Genomic DNA, 15,634 nt, shown 5'->3' on the forward strand with positions numbered 1-15,634 from the left:
GGTCGATGCCGAGCGAGGAGGGCGACGGATGCTGGAGGCGGTTCTCGCGATCGCCGCGTGGTGCGCGGGCGCGGTGCTCGTCGTCAGCGGTGCCCTGAAGCTCGGCCGCGCGGAGCGGTTCCGGGCGAGCCTCGAGGCGCTCGGGGTCCCCCTCCTCCTCCGGCGCCGCGGCTGGTTCGCGGCCGCCTTCCCCGTCGTCGAGATCGCGCTGGGCGCCGCGGTGGTGCTGGCGCCCGCTCCGGCGCACCGTGCCGCCCTCGTGCCGGTGGCGCTCCTCGACGCCGTGTTCCTCGTCGTCGCCGTCCGCGCCGTCCGCGCGACGGAGGACGTCGACTGCGAGTGCTTCGGCGGGCTGGGCTCGGCGCGGATGACCGGACGCACCGTCGCGAGGAACGCGGTGCTGCTCGCGCTCGCGGTGGCCGGGGCGCTCGGCGGGCTCGCTCCGGCCGCGCTGCTCGGCGGCGGCGGTGCCTCGGCGGCGGCGTCCGGGCTCGCCGCCGCTCTCGCCGCGGTCTCGCTCGTGCTGGTGCGCGACCGCCGTGCGGCGTCGACGGCCGCTCGCGTCCGGGCGGCCGCCCGCCTGTCCGCAGCCGACAGGGAGTCCGCGCCGGGGCGCGCGCCCGAGGGCGACCTCTCGGCCGCCGACCTCGCGTTCGTCACGGTGGCCGGCGAGCTCCTGACGCTCGAGGAGCTGTCCCGCCCGGCGACGCACCTCGTCTTCTTCTCGCCCTCGTGCGCCGCCTGCCACGAGCTCGTCGAGCGCTTCCGCTGGTGGCCCCACGGCCTGCGCCCGGGCGAGGAGCTGCTGCCCGTCCTCCTCGGCAGCCGCGAGGACTTCGCGGTGCACGCCGTCTACGGGCCGCTCGTCGACCACGCCCTCTACGATCCGGAGGGCCGGGTCGCCGCCGTCCTCGGCCGAGCCGGGACGCCGGGCCACGTGCTGCTCACGCCCGAGCGTCCGCTCGGCGACGGCTGGACCTCGGGAGCCGCGTCGATCGAGGCGCGCGTGCTCCGGCCCGGGTTCCTCGCCGAGCTGCAGGCGGGCGGCCCGGACCCGGCTCCGGCGGCCGGCGGCGCGGTACCGGCGGGGTGACGGCGGCCGGCGGGCGGAGCGGTGCCGCCGGGCTCACGACGACCGATCGACGGCGGCCGGGCTCAGCGGCGCTCGAACTCGCCGGACATCGAGCCGTGCACGGGGTGGGCGGGATCGTCACCGACCGCGCGGGCGGGATTGTCGATCTCGACGGCGCGGGGCGGGGGCTCCTCGTCGCTCGCGTCGAGGCCGAAGCCGTCCTCGAGTAGTTCCTGGGCGATGCGGCTCGAGAGGCCGCTCCTCTCGCCCGGTCCGGGGTCGCTCTCCGGGTCGACCGGGGCGGCGAACGCCTGCTCGAGTCCGGACGCCGGCATCCCGGCGTCGTCGATCGAGTCGGCTCGTCCGTCGGAGGGTCCTCGTGCAGGTCTCGGCATGCGCCCGAGCGTAGAGGACAGGCCCCTGAAGGTCGACGCTCCGTCGCGCACTGCCGGGCCGCCCGCGCGCCGGGTCAGTCGTGCAGCGACCAGGAGTGGGGAGCGACCTGGACGCCGCCGATGGTCGCCGTCTGGTCGCCGATGTTCAGCGCGAGCCGCGCGGTGCGTCCCTCCGGGCCCTCCGCCACGAGCAGCACGGCGGTGTTGGAGAGGTCGACCGTGCGGGTGCTCGCGCCGACCAGCCACGGGTTCCGTCGGCGGAACGCGACGACCTCCTGGTGGGCGCGGTAGGCCTCTCCGCCCGGCCACTCGGCGGGATCGGCCGGGAACTCCGGGCGGATCGCGTCGTCGCCGCCGATCCGCTCCTCCTTGACGCCGCGCAGGCCCCGCTCGTCGCCGGAGTAGATGCTCGGCACGCCGGCGACGAAGCCGAGGATCGCCGTGGCGTGGCCGTGGTGGCGCTCGTCGCTGACGGCGCTGGCGATCCGGGTCACGTCGTGGTTGCCGACGAAGGTCAGGGGCAGGAACTCGCGGACGAAGTCGTCGTGGCGCTTCAGGGACCAGGCCAGCTCGAAGAGGTTCGCCTCCTCGAGGGAGTTGCGGACGGCCTTCCAGAGCTCGTACTGCGTGACCGAGTCGAGCCCGGACTCCCGCACGTAGCCGGTGTAGTCGCCGTGGATGACCTCGCCGACGAACCACGCGTCGGGGAAGCGCTGCCGCACCGGGTCGATCGCCGCGTGCCAGGCCGCCGGCGCGACCGCGTACGCCGCGTCGAGCCGCCAGCCGTCGATGCCCCGCTCGAGCCAGTGCGCGAGCACGGACGACACGTGCTCCGCGACCTCGGGGTTCCCGTTGTCGAGCTCGACCAGGGCGTCGTGCCCCTCGAACACGTCGACGCGGAGGCCGTCGACCTCCTGCGACCGCTCGCTGCGGGAGAAGCGCGCCGCCTCGGGGGAGCCCTCGCCGGCCGCGACCGCGGCACGCCACCAGGGGTGCTCCCGTCCCACGTGGTTGAAGACCCCGTCGAGCAGCACCCGGATCCCGCGCTCGCGGCACGCGGCGATCAGCGCGTCGAGGTCTGCCTCGTCGCCGAGGCGGGGATCGACCCGGAAGTGGTCGACCGTGTCGTAGCCGTGGGTGGAGGAGGCGAAGACCGGCCCGAGCAGCAGCCCGTTGCAGCCCAGCGCCAGCAGGTCGTCGAGCCAGGGCAGCAGGGCGCGGAGGCGGTGCTGCGGCTCGTCGTCCGGACCCGGACCCTCCGAGGCGCTCGCCTCGGCGCCCGTGAAGCCGAGCGGGTAGACGTGCCACCAGATCGCCGTCGAGATCCAACCGTCCGTCTGAGCCATCGTGGCCGTCCTCCCGGCCCGCTCGGGCGCGGGCCGCCGTCACTGTAGCGAGGCGGGCTGGACCGGAGCCGCGCCCGCTCACGGGCCGGGCCGCAGGGCGGTGATCCAGGCCAGCACGGCGAGGCCCGCCCGCACGGAGGCGGGAGCCGTGACGGAGCAGACGAGCAGCGCGAGAGCCGCGCAGGCGAGCCCGGCCACCGCGCTCCTCCGCTCGCCCGCCCACCGCAGCGCCCGCACGGACGCGATCACCGCGGCGACCGCCACGGCGACGGCGGGGAGGGCCCAGAGCGGATGCACGGAGGACGCGAGCGCGAGCAGGCCCAGCGCGAGCGCCGCGAGCCCGGGCTCGTACGGCCTGCGGGCGGGAGGGTGCCGCCGGGGAGGGCGGAGGAGGGCCGCGTCGGCCGGAGCGGGTGGAGGGAGGAGTGCCGTCGTCGTCATGAGCCGATCCTCGTCAGGCGGCGGACTCTGCGGAGAGGCGATCGGCGGACCGGTGGACGAGAGGCGCCGAGCGCCTCCTGTGGAGGGACCGACCGGCGCGATCGGCGTCGTTCCGGGCGTCTCGAGGCCGGAATCGCCGGAGATCCGGGGCGGGGCTGGTAGGTTACCGACGGTCCGACCGGTTGAGGACGTCCGTCCCCGGCCGAGGACGATCCATCGAAACCAGCTGTTCCGACAGCGAGAACGTCCTGGGAGGACACTCCATGGCTGACAAGTCGCTCAACCGCACCGAGCTCGTCGCGAAGATCGCCGCCGACTCCGGCCAGAGCCAGGCCGCCGTCAACGGCGTCCTCGACTCGCTCTTCACCACCCTCGCCGACTCCGTGTCGAACGACGTGAAGGTCACCATCCCCGGCTGGATCGCCGTCGAGCGCACCTCCCGCGCCGCGCGCACCGGCCGCAACCCGCAGACCGGCGAGACCATCCAGATCGCCGCCGGCCACTCGGTCAAGGTCTCCGCGGGCACCAAGCTCAAGGCCGCCGCGAAGTAGTCGCGCCCTCCGACACGGCCCCGGCACTGCGCCGGGGCCGTCGTCGTCCGCGGACGCGGCCGCCGATCGTCCGCGGACGCGGCTGCCGATCAGCCGCGGAACGTAGGCTGGACCGGTGAATCGAACCGTCCGGATCGTCGGCCCTGCGCTCGTGCTCGTCGCCGCAGCGCTCGTCGCCCTCCTCGCGGCCCTGGCCTTCGGCGGGGGAGCCGCGGCTCCGCTGCTGAACGATCCCGGCCCCGTGGTCCGCTACGGCCTCCCGATCGCCAAGCTGGCCGTCAATCTCGGCGCCGCAGGCATGATCGGCTCGCTCGTGCTGACGCTGTTCGCGCTGAGCCCCCGCGCCGCCGCCGCCCGCGACGCCCGGTCCTCGTCCCGCGCCTCGACCGCTCACGCCTCCTCGCGCGGCGGCCAGTCCTCGCGCGGCGGCCAGTCCTCCTCCCGCGCCGGATCGACGCGCACCGCGGTCGCCCCCGCGCGCCCCGCGCCCGCCGAGGCCGCGCCCGAGCCGCGCACCGAGTTCTCGATCGCCCTCGACGTCGCCGCCGCCAGCGCCGCCTTCTTCGCGGCGGCCAGCGCGGTGACCGGGTTCCTCACCTTCCTCAACGTCACGCAGACGCCCCTGAGCCTCGATCGCGACTTCGGCACCAAGCTCAGCTACTTCATCGGCAGCATCGAGGTCGGCCAGGCCTGGCTCATCACGACGCTGCTCGCGGCCGTCGTCACCGTCCTCTGCTTCGCCGTCCGCAACCAGACCGCGCTCGTCTTCGTCACGGGCCTGGCCCTGCTCACGCTGCTGCCGATGGCGCAGCAGGGGCACGCGGCCGGAGCGAGCGGGCACGACGCCGCCGTCACGGCGCTGGGCCTGCACCTCGTCTTCGCGGCGATCTGGCTGGGCGGCCTCATCACCGTCATCGCCCTGCGGCCCCTGCTCGGCGGCTCCCGCCTGCTGCCCGTGATCGAGCGCTACTCCAGCCTCGCGCTCGTGAGCTTCGTCGTGGTCGCGGCGTCCGGGTACGTCAGCGCCGAGCTCCGGCTCGCCACTCTCGACAACCTGCTGACCGGCTACGGGATCCTCGTGCTGGTCAAGGTCGCGGCGCTGGTCGCGCTGGGCCTGTTCGGCGTGCTGCAGCGCCGCTACCTCATCGAGCGGATGCGGAAGGCCGGCGGTGTCGGCGGCCGCAGCTTCTGGTGGCTCGTCGGCGCCGAGATCGCCTTCATGGGGATCGCGTCCGGAGTCGCCGCGGCTCTCGCGCGCACAGCGACCCCGGTCGACCAGATCGCCGCGAGCCAGCTCACGGATCCGACCCCGGCCCAGCTGCTGACGGGCGAGCCCCTGCCGCCGCCAGCGAGCGCGATGAACTTCCTCACGCTCTGGAACATCGACCTGGTCTGGCTCCTGGTCTGCTCCTTCGCCATCGCGTTCTACGTCGCCGGAGTGGTGCGCCTGCACCGCCGGGGTGACCGCTGGCCCCTGCACCGCACGATCCTCTGGATCGCGGGCATGCTCCTCCTGGCCTACATCACGAACGGCGGGGTGAACGCATACGAGAAGTACCTGTTCAGCGCCCACATGCTCTCGCACATGGTCCTCACCATGGCGGTGCCGCTGCTGCTCGTCCCGGCGGCACCGGTCACGCTCATCGCCCGCGCCGCCGCCCGCCGCACCGACGGCTCCCGCGGTGCCCGCGAGTGGGTGCTGCTCGCCGTGCACTCGCGCTTCGCCACCGCGATCTCGCACCCGATCGTCGCCGCGCTGCTGTTCGTCGGGTCGCTCTGGGGCTTCTACTACTCCCCGCTGTTCCGCTGGGCCACCACGGACCACATCGGCCACGAGTGGATGATCGTCCACTTCCTGATCACCGGGTACCTCTTCGTCAGCGTCCTGATCGGAGTGGACCCGAGCGTGCACCGCGTGCCCTACGCGATGCGCCTCCTGCTGCTGCTGGGCACCATGGCGTTCCACGCCTTCTTCGGCCTCGCACTGATGACGGGGGAGGGGCTGCTCCTCGCCGACTGGTACGGAGCGATGGGCTGGGGCACCTCCGCGCTCGCCGATCAGCAGGCGGCCGGCGGCATCGCGTGGAGCATCGGCGAGATCCCCACCCTCGCGCTCGCGATCGTCGTCGCGATGATGTGGAGCCGCTCCGACGCCCGCGAGACCAAGCGCCGCGACCGCCAGGCCGACCGCACCGGAGAGGCCGAGCTCACGGCCTACAACGACCGCCTGGCCGCCCTCCAGAAGCGCGGCTGATCCGCGCCCGGGCCCCGGGGTCCCGGCGGCCCGCGGGTACAGTGGAGCGGTGACTCAGCCGACCCTCTCCGACGAGCAGCAGCGGGTCTTCGACCTCATCGAGAACACGCGCGAGCACCTGTTCGTCACGGGTCGCGCGGGCACGGGCAAGTCCACCCTGCTCAACCACCTGAGCTGGAACACCGACAAGCAGATCGTCATCTGCGCCCCCACCGGCGTCGCGGCGCTGAACGTCGGCGGCCAGACCATCCACTCGCTCTTCCGACTGCCGATCGGCGTCATCGCCGACTCCGACCTCGACCAGCCGCCCGAGCTGCGCAAGCTCCTCAACACCATCGACACGCTCGTCATCGACGAGATCTCCATGGTCAACGCCGACCTGCTCGACGGGATCGACCGCAGCCTCCGGCAGGCGCGGCAGCGGCGCTCCGAGCCGTTCGGGGGCGTGCAGGTCGTCCTCTTCGGCGACCCGTTCCAGCTCGCACCCGTGCCCGGCGATCCGGAGGAGCGGGCCTACTTCGCCGACCGCTACCGCTCGCTGTGGTTCTTCGACGCCCTCGTCTGGCAGGAGGCGCCGCTGCGGATCGTCGAGCTCGGCCGGATCCACCGGCAGAGCGACGAGCGCTTCAAGTGGATGCTCAACGCGGTCCGCTTCGGCATGGTGACGAAGGAGATCGCCGACGTGCTGAACGCGGCGGGCGCGCGGACGCCTCCGGCCGACGACGCGATCACGCTCGCGACCCGCAACGACACGGTCAACCGCATCAACCAGGCGGCACTCGCGCGGCTGAAGGGCCCGCTGAAGACCGCGTCGGCCGAGATCAGCGGCGACTTCGGCGGGCGCGCCTATCCAGCGGACCAGAACCTCGAGCTCAAGATCGGCGCGCACGTGATGTTCCTGCGCAACGACTCCGAGCAGCGCTGGGTGAACGGCACGATCGGCCGGGTGACGAAGGTCGCGGGGACGGTGTGGGTCGAGGTGGACGGCGAGGTCCACGAGGTCGAGCCCGCGACCTGGGAGCGCTACCGCTACTCCTACTCCGCCGCGACGAAGAAGCTGACCCGCGAGATCGTCGCCGAGTTCGCGCAGTTCCCTCTCCGGCTGGCGTGGGCGGTCACGATCCACAAGTCGCAGGGCAAGACCTACGACTCCGCCGTGGTCGACCTCGGGCAGCGCGCCTTCGCCCCCGGGCAGACCTACGTAGCGCTCAGCCGCATCACGAGCCTCGAGGGGCTCTACCTGACGCGGCCGCTCCGGCCGAGCGACATCATCGTCGACAAGGACGTGCTGCGCTTCATGTCCGAACGGCGAGCCGAGCCGGCCGCCGTCGCGGAGGCGTCCGCGGACTGACGCCCCGCGGAGGAGGTCGGAGCAGGCCCTCAGGCCGCCGCGCAGGTCCGGGCGAGATCACGGAACAGCTCCGTCGTCAGCCGGTACGCCTCCGCGACCTCCGCGATGACCCGCTCGCGCTCCTCCTCGTCCCAGCCCGCGGCGTCGAGCTGCTCGCGATAGGTGGCGCGGAAGGCCGACGGTGCGGCGATCTCGCCGAAGAGGAAGAAGCCGACGCCGTTGGTCTCGAAGCCGAACCGCCGCTGCAGCAGCCCGCGGACGATCGCGCAGCCGGAGAGGTCGCCGAGGTAGCGCGTGTAGTGGTGGGCGACGAAGCCGCCGCTCCAACCCGAGGCCACGGTGCGGATCCGGTCGACGTAGGCGCTGGTCGAGGGCAGCGGGCGGATGCGCTCGCGCCAGTCCTCGCCGACGAGGAAGCGCAGGTCCTCCGCGATCGCGGGGAGCCGGGTGAGCTTGGCCGAGAGGAAGGGCTCCGCGACCGGATCGCCGGCCATGTCCTCCGCCACGGCCTCGAGGGCCTCGTAGACGAAGTAGTGCTGCGAGATGAGCGCGATGTAGTCGTCGCGGCTGCCGGAGCCGGTCATCAGCGAGGTCATGAAGGCGGCGCCCTCGTCGTCCGCGCCGGACTGCCCGATGCGCAGGCGCAGGGCCTCGGAGAACGGGATGACGTTCGACACGGTGGCCCCCCTCGGCGACTGAGGTCTGCCTTACCTTAGCCGAGCGGGGCCGCCGGGACCAGAGGGCGTCAGTGCCCGTGTCCGCCGTCGACGACGGAGTGCATCATCCCGCCCATGTCGCCCGAGCCGCCCGAGGAACCGGCCATGGCGGGGGTGGCGAGGGCGGAGACGGTGATCGCGCCGGCCAGGAGTCCGACGAGAGCTCGCGACGGCGAGACGGCCTTCTCCTCGACGCGCGGAGAGCGGAGCGAGACGGCCACCACGGCGACCGCGATCAGCTGAAGGACCGCGGCGGCCAGCGCGGGGAGGGGCTCGGCGAGTGCGCCGAGGGCCAGACCGAGGGCGAACGCCGCCAGGGAGGCGACCGCGACGGCCAGCGCGGAGCGCGGCACGACGATCCGGCCGCGTGCCAGGACGAGGACCGCCCAGAGGATCTCGACGGCACCGAGCACTCCGATCACCGGGGCCTGCATGCCCTCGCCGCCGGCGGCGAGCGAGAGGTGGACGAGCCCGGCGCCGAGTCCGGCGAAAGCGGCGTTGCAGCGGGCCACGGTGGTCATGGCGGCTCCTTCGCTGGATCGGGGAAGAAGAGGAGGCCCCGGATCGACACACCGCATCGTGTCGTCCGGGGCCGTTCAGTCCGTCCGCCGCGGAAAACGGCGGGCCCACGGCGGACGGAGTAGAGGGGGGCGGCAGGTGCCGCCCGGGTCAGGCGGTCGCGGCGGAGCGCGTCCTCGCCGTCTTCTCGGTGCCGAGTCCGACTCCCAGGAGCACCAGCGCGCTGGCCAGGTGCAGGAAGTGGTCGGCGGTGTTCAGCGCCAGCACGTTCAGGGCGGTGTCGACCAGGAAGAAGCCGACAATGCCGAGCAGCAGGTACACCGCTCCGACTGTCACGTTGACGGTCTTCGCCGCGGCGACGGTCGACAGGCCCACGATCAGCAGCGCGCCTCCGATGAGCAGGTGGGCGATGTTGTGCAGCGGGTTCACCTCGAAGACGCCGAGCAGGAGCCCGCCTTCGGTCGAGAGGAACTGCACGCCTCCGGTCACGACGAAGCCGAGGAGCCCGACGACGACGTAGACGGCTCCGAAGAGAGTCGCCAGCAGTCGATTGGGGGATCTGCGCATGGTCTCTTACCTCCTTCGAGCAACGCGTCTGCGCTGTACTCCCTCTCTTCGTAACCCGGCGCCTGCCGGTTTGGGAACGGGGTGGACTCCGCCGGTCACGGTCAGGACACGAATCGCGATCGCGCGCTCAGCGGCCCTCTCCGGCCCGACGGAGCCCCCGTACAGTGGTGCCGTTCGCAGACGACGGGGGAGTCGCACGGCATGGGATCTCGCAGACGGACGCGGACGGGGCTGCTCGTCGTCCCGGTCCTCGTGCTCGCACTGGCCGGCTGCACGCCCGCCGCCGCCTCGCGCGTGGCGGAGGCGCCCGCGCAGGCGGCGTCGGAGGAGCTCGCCTCCGCCCTGTCGGGGTTCCTCGACGAGACGGTCGGCGTCGCCGGCGCGACCGGAGCGGTCGCCGGGGTCTGGTCGCCGTGGGGCGGCAGCTGGGAGGGCGCGGTCGGCTGGGAGTCGGACGAGCGCACCACCGCCCTCACCACCGACGCGCACCTGCGGCTCGGCACCGGCGGCACCGAGGCGATGACCTGCGACGTGGTCCTCGCCCTCGCCGACTCCGGCCGGGTCGACCTCGACGCCGACGTCGGCGAGACGCTGCGCTCCCTGCCCGGCATCGACGGGCTCACCCTGCGCGAGCTCTGCGCGCACACCTCCGGCCTGGCCGACTTCCGCTCGGCGCTCTGGCCGACCGTGCTCCAGAACCCCCCGCGGCAGTGGCCGACGCTCGAGCTGCTCGCCGCGGCCCAGGTGCGCGGTGCCTCGGCCGAGCCCGGAGCGGCGTGGTCCGACTCCGCCACCGGTCCGCTGCTCGCCGGCATCGTCGCCGCGCAGGTGACCGGTCGGAGCATCGGGGAGCTCTACGACCAGTACGTGGTGCCGCGGTACGGGCTGCGCAGCACGGAGCTGCCCGGCGCCTCCGAGGTCGACCTGCCCGCTCCGTCCCCCCGCGGCTATGCGGTCGCGCTCGACCCGGCGACCGGGGAGAAGCGCTGCGACGTGCGCCTCGACGTCACCGCCGCGTCCCCGTCCGCCCTCGGCGCCGCCGGCGGAGCGCTGACCGATCTGGAGGACCTCCGGCGGCTGGCGACGGGGCTCGCGGCCGATCCCGCGGGCGACGCCATGTGGCAGGACCCGGTCGTCCAGGGCCAGGGCCGCGCCGACTACCTCCGCGCCGGGCTCGGCGGGCACGAGGCGGGACCCCTCCGCGGCTTCTCGGGTCTCGCGCCCGGCTTCGTCACCGCGGCCTACTCCGACCCGGTCTCGGGCCTGACCGTGGCCGTCTCGATCAACAGCTCGACGCCCGGCGGGGACTTCGCCGCGACGGTCGCCCGCACCCTGGCCGCCATCGCGGTCGAGCAGGGAGCCGCGGCGGGAGCCGAGGGCCTGCCCCAGCTCCCGTGGACGGCCGACGGCGAGCGCGGCGCCGTGCAGGGGACCCCGACGCGCTGCTGATCCGGCGGCGCCCTACTCTGGTGCCATGCCGATCATTCCCGACACCAAGGACTGGACCTGGGTCCTCGAGCGCCCGTGCCTCGAGTGCGGTTTCGACGCCTCGCTCGTCGACGCCGACGAGGTCGCCGAGCTCATCCGCGAGAACGCCGCCGCCTGGCCCTACGTGCTCGACCGCGACGACGCGGCGGGCCGGCCCGACGACGAGACCTGGTCGCCGCTCGAGTACGCCGCGCACGTGCGCGACGTGCACCGCATCTACCGCACCCGTGTGCAGCTGATGCTCGCCGGCGACGACCCGCTCTACCCCAACTGGGACCAGGACGTCACCGCCGTGGAGGAGCGCTACGACCAGCAGGACCCCGCGACGGTCGGCCGCGAGCTGGTCGAGGCGGCCGAGCGCATCGCCGAGGTGTTCGACTCCGTCGCCGGCGCCCAGTGGCAGCGTCGAGGCCGCCGCAGCGACGGCGCGGCGTTCACGGTCGACACGATCGCCCGCTACTACCTGCACGACGTCCAGCACCACCTGCACGACGTGCAGGGCTGAGCTCAGGTGTCGATGAGCTGCGGATTGAGGAACGAGAGCGTCCGCGCGTAGGCGAGCGCCGCGGAGGCGGGGCTGACCGCGTCGCGCAGGTTGCCGTTCGCGAAGTGCCGCTGCGTGTCCGGGTAGGTGTGCGCCGTGACCGGCGTCCCCGACTCCTTCAGCCGCCCGACGAACGACTCCGGGTCGTCGCCCGCGGGCCACTCGTCGCTCTGCGCGTAGTGCAGGAGGGTGGGGCACGGGAGCAGCACGTGCTCCTCCGCACCGAGGGTGGCGTAGTACGCGACCACCGCGTCCACGAGCCCGGTGCCCGCGGCGAGCAGCCCGAGGCGGCCGCCGAAGCCGAAGCCGATGACGGCGCTGCGCGGTGCCCCGGCCGCGACTCCGGTGCCGACCGCCTCGGCGACGGCGGCGAGGGTGCGGTCCTGCGCGGCCATCGCGGCGAGGTCGCGCGCGTCCTCCGGGGCGAGCGTGGCCCAGCCGTCGTAGAGGTCGGGCACGAGCACGTGGTAGCCGTGCTTCGCCACGGCCTCGGCGAACGGCTCCAGCCACGGCAGGCGCCCGAAGACGTCGTGCAGCACGACCACCACGGGCCGGCCGGGGTGCCCGTACTCGAGGGCGACGCCCGGCGACGGGATCTGGACGAGCTCTGTCACCCCTCCACCCTGCCCTCTGCGTCCCGCGATCCCACGCGCTGCCACTGATCCGCCCGGCGTGTCGCGTCGGAACGCCGCTCGGGCGGCTCACCGCTCCGCGCGGCCGTGCGGCTCCAGCGGCAGGACGACCTGCTCGCGCAGGTGCTCGTAGACGACCGAGGTGCGCACATCGGCGACCTCGCGGCGCTGCGTCAGCTCGTCGATGACGAAGGCGTAGAGGTCCTGGTTGTCGCGGACGGCGACGTGGATGAAGAAGTCCTCCGAGCCGGAGGTGACGAACACGCCGACCGTCTCGTCGAGGCCGGCGACCCAGTCGCGGAAGGCCTCGATGATCTCGCGCGACGGCGGACGGATGCGGACCGCGATCAGCGCCTGCACGCCGCGCCCGAGGGCCGCGAAGTCGAGAGTGAGCGTCGCGCCGGTGATCACGCCGCGGCGCCGGAGGCTCCTCGTGCGGTCGAGGGCGGTGGTCGGCGAGACGTGCACGGCGGCTGCGAGGTCACGGTTCGTGATCCGTGCATCCGACTGCAGGACCTGCAGGATCCGGACGTCGAGTTCGTCGAGTGCCGCTCCTGGGCCGTTCTGCTGGTCGTTCATACGGAGATCCTGCCGAAGGGGAGCCCTCCTGCCTACTGTTCGTGACGTCGCTGCGCACGAACCGAGGAGCATCATGACCATCCCCGCCCCCGACGCCGTCGGCTTCCACCCCGACGAGATCGACACCGCCGCGCCCACCCGCTCGGCCCGCCTCAAGTGGGTGGTCGTCGTCGACGAGTCCCTCCCCGCCGGCCGCGCCGTGAACGCCGCGATCTGCGTGGGCGCCGCGACGGCCGCGCACGTCGCGGGACTGCTCGGACCGAGCCCCGCCGACGCGTCCGGATCGCTGCATCCCGGTCTGCCGTGGGCCGGCTGCACGGTCCTCGCCGCCGACGCGGCGACCCTGCTCGCGATCCGCGCGAAGGCCGAGGCGCACGACGGGACGTTCGTCGCCGACATGCCCGCGTCCGCGCAGGCCACCCGGGTGTACGACGAGTACCGGGAGGCGGTGGCGGCGAGCGGCTCCGACGAGCTGCAGTACCTCGCGGTCAGCCTGGTGGGGCCGAGGAACCGGATCGACAGGATCGTCGGGCGGCTGCCGCTGCTGGGCTGACGGATACCGCTGGGCTGCCGGACGCCGCTGCGCTGCCGGACGCCGCTGCAGCGCCGGAGGAGGAGCCGTTCGCATCGGGCCGGAGGACCGGCCGCAGACGAGGGGGAGGAGAGCGAGTGACGGGAATCGAACCCGCGCCATCTGCTTGGGAAGCAGAAGTTCTACCATTGAACTACACTCGCGCGGCGCCGCTCGGGCGCACCAGGACATCGTAGCAAGGCCCGGAGCCGGCCCATGCCCCGGGGTCGCGCCACGCCCTAGGATCGCAGCGTGCTCCTCTCCGACCGCGACATCTCGCTCGAACTCGCCTCCGGCCGCGTGGGGCTCGCCCCGCACGATCCGTCGATGCTGCAGCCGTCGTCCGTCGATGTGCGCCTCGACCGCTTCTTCCGGCTGTTCGACAACCACCGCTACCCGTACATCGATCCGGCCGAGGACCAGCCCGAGCTGACCCGCCTGGTCGAGACGCCGCAGGGCGAGCCGTTCATCCTCCACCCGGGAGAGTTCGTGCTCGGCTCGACCTACGAGGAGGTGTCGCTGCCGGACGACATCGCGGCGCGCCTCGAGGGCAAGAGCTCTCTCGGACGGCTCGGGCTGCTGACCCACTCGACCGCCGGATTCATCGATCCGGGCTTCACCGGCCACGTCACCCTCGAGCTCAGCAACGTCGCGACGCTCCCCATCACGCTCTGGCCGGGGATGAAGATCGGCCAGATGTGCTTCTTCCGCCTCAGCTCGCCCGCCGAGAAGCCCTACGGCTCGGCGGAGTACAGCTCGCGGTACCAGGGCCAGCGCGGTCCGACCGCGTCGCGGTCGGCGCTCAACTTCCACCGCACGGACGTCTACACCGACTGACTCCGGCGCAGGGATCAGGGCGCGGGGGTCAGCCCAGCAGGCGGGGGAGCTGCAGCACGAGCCAGGGGGAGAACGCCCAGGGGGTCGAGCGGACGGCGGCGAGCGTCGCCTCGGCGTCGACCCACTCGTAGTCCATGACCTCGTCGAGGCGCGGATCGAGGGCCTCGCGGCTCGACAGCGTCGCCGTGTAGACGGGGCAGATCTCGTTCTCGACGACGCCGGACGCGTCGACCGCGCGGTAGCGGAAGTCCGGCAGGGCGACCTCCAGCGTGGCCAGCCGGGCGCCGAGCTCGCGCTCGGCCCGGCGGACGACGGCGTCCTCGATCCGCTCGCCCGGGGCGGGGTGCCCGCAGAAGGAGTTGGTCCAGACGCCCGGCCAGGTGCGCTTCTCCAGCGCGCGGCGGGTCACCAGCAGCGCGCCGTCCGGGGAGAAGACGTGGCAGGAGAACGCGAGGTGCAGGGGGGTGGCCGTGTCGTGCACGGTCGCCTTGTCGGCGACCCCCACGGCGTTCCCGGCCTCGTCGAGGAGGACCACCTGCTCGATCCGGTCCGTCTGCACAGTGGCGGCTGGCGAAGTCATACCCGCAAGTCAAGCACGCCGCAACACATCAGCCGGCTTATCGTCCTGGTTCTCCCCTTTGTTAGCCTTCCCACGTGGATACGCGCGACCCCGTGGTTCTGTCCCGGTTGAGGCAGGAGCACGTCGATGCCGTCCTGGACAGGTTCTTCTCGTTGGCGAGGTCCCGGGCGGTGCGTCTCGGACCCCGCTACCTGACCCTCTGGCAGACGCTGGAGGCCAACACCCGCGGCGGCAAGCGCTTCCGCCCGCTGATGGTGATCTCGGCGTACGAGGCCCACGGCGGCCAGGATCCGGAGGCCGCCGCCCATCTCGGCGCGGCGTTCGAGCTGCTGCACACCGCGCTGATCGTGCACGACGACGTGATCGACCGCGACTTCGTGCGCCGCGGCGGCCCGAACGTCTCGGGCAGCTACCGCGACGAGGCGACGACCGCGGGGCTCTCCATCCCGATCGCCGAGCACCGGGGCACCTCGGTGGCCGTGATCGCCGGGGACCTCGCCCTCACCGGCGCCCACCGCCTCGTCGAGGGCGTCGGCGCCTCCGACGGCGTGCGGGCCCGCCTGCTCACCCTGCTCGACGAGGCCGTCTTCGCCTCCGCCGCGGGCGAGCTGGCCGACGTGGACTTCTCCCTCATGCCGGGCATGCCCTCGGTCGACGAGGTGCTCGAGATGGAGCGCCTCAAGACGGCCGTCTACTCGTTCGAGGCGCCGCTGCAGGCCGGAGCGATCCTCGCCGGGGCCTCGGACGCCGCGGTGGACGCCCTCGGCGAGTTCGGCCGCTGGATCGGCATCGCCTACCAGATCGTCGACGACCTGCTCGGCGTCTTCGGCTCGGAGGGGCAGACCGGCAAGACCACGCTGGGCGACCTCCGCGAGGGCAAGCGCACCGTCCTCATCGCCCACGCGGCCGGCACCGACTGCTGGCCCGACATCGAGGCGCTGATCGGCGACGAGCACCTCGCGCCCGAGACCGCGGAGAAGGTGCGCGGCATCCTCGAGGAGTGCGGCGCCCGCAGCTACGCCGAGGGGCTCGCGAACCAGTTCGCAGACCGCGCCTGGGCGGCGCTGGAGACGCCCGCGGTGTCGGAGGCCTTCCGCAACGAGGTCCGCCCGCTCGTGGCCAGCGTGGTCGGGCGCACCCGATGAGCGCTGTCCGCCACGCGCGGATGCGTGCGACGATGCGCTCCGCCCG

General features: G+C 73.4%; 18 protein-coding genes and 1 tRNA gene. 9 read left to right on the forward strand and 10 right to left on the reverse strand.

Features of this window, described 5'->3' with window-relative positions; genetic code table 11:
- The first annotated feature begins 28 nt into the window (after positions 1-28).
- Entirely contained in the window at positions 29-1,093 is a 1,065-nt protein-coding gene (locus tag C5D36_RS04085; protein ID WP_104295243.1) for a MauE/DoxX family redox-associated membrane protein, read from the forward strand.
- 62 nt (positions 1,094-1,155) lie between these two features.
- Here C5D36_RS04085 and C5D36_RS04090 read toward each other — a convergent pair whose 3' ends face one another.
- The 3 genes from C5D36_RS04090 to C5D36_RS04100 all read right to left on the reverse strand — a co-directional run bounded on the left by C5D36_RS04090 (position 1,156) and on the right by C5D36_RS04100 (position 3,254).
- Positions 1,156-1,467, reverse strand: coding sequence for a hypothetical protein (locus tag C5D36_RS04090; RefSeq protein WP_146083689.1), 312 nt, complete (start codon positions 1,465-1,467; stop codon positions 1,156-1,158).
- A 74-nt stretch (positions 1,468-1,541) separates the two neighbouring features.
- Positions 1,542-2,813, reverse strand: coding sequence for an alpha-amylase family glycosyl hydrolase (locus C5D36_RS04095; RefSeq protein ID WP_104295245.1), 1,272 nt, complete (start codon positions 2,811-2,813; stop codon positions 1,542-1,544).
- A gap of 78 nt (positions 2,814-2,891) precedes the next feature.
- Positions 2,892-3,254 carry a hypothetical protein gene (locus C5D36_RS04100; protein WP_104226124.1) on the reverse strand — a complete coding sequence of 121 codons (363 nt, stop codon included), beginning with the start codon at positions 3,252-3,254 and terminating at the stop codon, positions 2,892-2,894.
- 263 nt (positions 3,255-3,517) lie between these two features.
- Here C5D36_RS04100 and C5D36_RS04105 point away from each other — a divergent pair, with 263 nt between their 5' ends.
- The 3 genes from C5D36_RS04105 (at position 3,518) to C5D36_RS04115 (ending at position 7,410) form a co-directional block, all read left to right on the forward strand.
- A complete protein-coding gene (locus C5D36_RS04105) occupies positions 3,518-3,805 on the forward strand; it encodes an HU family DNA-binding protein (RefSeq protein ID WP_056037903.1) in 288 nt (95 codons plus the stop codon).
- 115 nt (positions 3,806-3,920) lie between these two features.
- On the forward strand, positions 3,921-6,059 hold the full coding sequence (locus C5D36_RS04110) for a bifunctional copper resistance protein CopD/cytochrome c oxidase assembly protein (RefSeq protein ID WP_258060006.1): 2,139 nt from the start codon (positions 3,921-3,923) through the stop codon (positions 6,057-6,059).
- Between the two features lie 49 nt (positions 6,060-6,108).
- Positions 6,109-7,410, forward strand: a complete 1,302-nt coding sequence (locus C5D36_RS04115) for an ATP-dependent RecD-like DNA helicase (protein ID WP_104222908.1) — start codon at positions 6,109-6,111, stop codon at positions 7,408-7,410.
- Between the two features lie 29 nt (positions 7,411-7,439).
- Here the strand turns inward: C5D36_RS04115 and C5D36_RS04120 are convergent, their stop codons facing one another.
- The 3 genes from C5D36_RS04120 to C5D36_RS04130 form a co-directional block, all read right to left on the reverse strand.
- Entirely contained in the window at positions 7,440-8,087 is a 648-nt protein-coding gene (locus C5D36_RS04120; RefSeq protein WP_104226125.1) for a heme oxygenase (biliverdin-producing), read from the reverse strand.
- Positions 8,088-8,155: 68 nt separating this feature from the next.
- Complete coding sequence (locus tag C5D36_RS04125; RefSeq protein WP_104295246.1) at positions 8,156-8,647, reverse strand: hypothetical protein; 492 nt, start codon at positions 8,645-8,647, stop codon at positions 8,156-8,158.
- A gap of 148 nt (positions 8,648-8,795) precedes the next feature.
- Entirely contained in the window at positions 8,796-9,212 is a 417-nt protein-coding gene (locus C5D36_RS04130; RefSeq protein ID WP_104295247.1) for a DUF4383 domain-containing protein, read from the reverse strand.
- Positions 9,213-9,413: 201 nt separating this feature from the next.
- Here C5D36_RS04130 and C5D36_RS04135 point away from each other — a divergent pair, with 201 nt between their 5' ends.
- Positions 9,414-10,661 carry a serine hydrolase gene (locus tag C5D36_RS04135; RefSeq protein WP_104295248.1) on the forward strand — a complete coding sequence of 416 codons (1,248 nt, stop codon included), beginning with the start codon at positions 9,414-9,416 and terminating at the stop codon, positions 10,659-10,661.
- A gap of 25 nt (positions 10,662-10,686) precedes the next feature.
- Positions 10,687-11,205, forward strand: coding sequence for a DinB family protein (locus C5D36_RS04140; RefSeq protein ID WP_104295249.1), 519 nt, complete (start codon positions 10,687-10,689; stop codon positions 11,203-11,205).
- A 2-nt stretch (positions 11,206-11,207) separates the two neighbouring features.
- On the opposite strand, the gene C5D36_RS04145 is transcribed toward C5D36_RS04140, so the two are convergent.
- Positions 11,208-11,858: a dienelactone hydrolase family protein gene (locus C5D36_RS04145; protein WP_104295250.1), complete on the reverse strand. Its 651-nt coding sequence runs from the start codon at positions 11,856-11,858 to the stop codon at positions 11,208-11,210.
- A gap of 87 nt (positions 11,859-11,945) precedes the next feature.
- On the reverse strand, positions 11,946-12,455 hold the full coding sequence (locus tag C5D36_RS04150; RefSeq protein ID WP_104295251.1) for an Lrp/AsnC family transcriptional regulator: 510 nt from the start codon (positions 12,453-12,455) through the stop codon (positions 11,946-11,948).
- A 73-nt stretch (positions 12,456-12,528) separates the two neighbouring features.
- Here C5D36_RS04150 and C5D36_RS04155 point away from each other — a divergent pair, with 73 nt between their 5' ends.
- Positions 12,529-13,008: a DUF2000 domain-containing protein gene (locus C5D36_RS04155; RefSeq protein ID WP_104222899.1), complete on the forward strand. Its 480-nt coding sequence runs from the start codon at positions 12,529-12,531 to the stop codon at positions 13,006-13,008.
- A gap of 111 nt (positions 13,009-13,119) precedes the next feature.
- On the opposite strand, the gene C5D36_RS04160 is transcribed toward C5D36_RS04155, so the two are convergent.
- Positions 13,120-13,190 (reverse strand) — tRNA-Gly (locus C5D36_RS04160).
- 88 nt (positions 13,191-13,278) lie between these two features.
- Here C5D36_RS04160 and dcd point away from each other — a divergent pair.
- Positions 13,279-13,863, forward strand: coding sequence for a dCTP deaminase (gene dcd / locus C5D36_RS04165; protein ID WP_104222898.1), 585 nt, complete (start codon positions 13,279-13,281; stop codon positions 13,861-13,863).
- Positions 13,864-13,891: 28 nt separating this feature from the next.
- Here the strand turns inward: dcd and idi are convergent, their stop codons facing one another.
- Entirely contained in the window at positions 13,892-14,443 is a 552-nt protein-coding gene (gene idi, locus C5D36_RS04170) for an isopentenyl-diphosphate Delta-isomerase (protein WP_104295252.1), read from the reverse strand.
- 170 nt (positions 14,444-14,613) lie between these two features.
- Between idi and C5D36_RS04175 the strand changes: the two genes are divergently transcribed.
- Positions 14,614-15,588, forward strand: coding sequence for a polyprenyl synthetase family protein (locus tag C5D36_RS04175; RefSeq protein WP_244229492.1), 975 nt, complete (start codon positions 14,614-14,616; stop codon positions 15,586-15,588).
- Positions 15,589-15,634 lie beyond the last annotated feature (46 nt).

Source organism: Rathayibacter sp. AY1C6, from assembly GCF_002931535.1.
In the GTDB taxonomy this organism is placed as follows: domain Bacteria; phylum Actinomycetota; class Actinomycetes; order Actinomycetales; family Microbacteriaceae; genus Rathayibacter.

Bases quoted from the DNA above. Each gene is read 5' to 3' on its own strand.
- C5D36_RS04085 (WP_104295243.1), top strand. From the start codon at position 29: ATGCTGGAGGCGGTTCTCGCGATCGCCGCGTGGTGCGCGGGCGCGGTG.
- C5D36_RS04090 (WP_146083689.1), bottom strand. From the start codon at position 1,467: ATGCCGAGACCTGCACGAGGACCCTCCGACGGACGAGCCGACTCGATC.
- C5D36_RS04095 (WP_104295245.1), bottom strand. From the start codon at position 2,813: ATGGCTCAGACGGACGGTTGGATCTCGACGGCGATCTGGTGGCACGTC.
- C5D36_RS04100 (WP_104226124.1), bottom strand. From the start codon at position 3,254: ATGACGACGACGGCACTCCTCCCTCCACCCGCTCCGGCCGACGCGGCC.
- C5D36_RS04105 (WP_056037903.1), top strand. From the start codon at position 3,518: ATGGCTGACAAGTCGCTCAACCGCACCGAGCTCGTCGCGAAGATCGCC.
- C5D36_RS04125 (WP_104295246.1), bottom strand. From the start codon at position 8,647: ATGACCACCGTGGCCCGCTGCAACGCCGCTTTCGCCGGACTCGGCGCC.
- C5D36_RS04130 (WP_104295247.1), bottom strand. From the start codon at position 9,212: ATGCGCAGATCCCCCAATCGACTGCTGGCGACTCTCTTCGGAGCCGTC.
- C5D36_RS04135 (WP_104295248.1), top strand. From the start codon at position 9,414: ATGGGATCTCGCAGACGGACGCGGACGGGGCTGCTCGTCGTCCCGGTC.
- C5D36_RS04140 (WP_104295249.1), top strand. From the start codon at position 10,687: ATGCCGATCATTCCCGACACCAAGGACTGGACCTGGGTCCTCGAGCGC.
- C5D36_RS04150 (WP_104295251.1), bottom strand. From the start codon at position 12,455: ATGAACGACCAGCAGAACGGCCCAGGAGCGGCACTCGACGAACTCGAC.
- C5D36_RS04155 (WP_104222899.1), top strand. From the start codon at position 12,529: ATGACCATCCCCGCCCCCGACGCCGTCGGCTTCCACCCCGACGAGATC.
- idi (WP_104295252.1), bottom strand. From the start codon at position 14,443: ATGACTTCGCCAGCCGCCACTGTGCAGACGGACCGGATCGAGCAGGTG.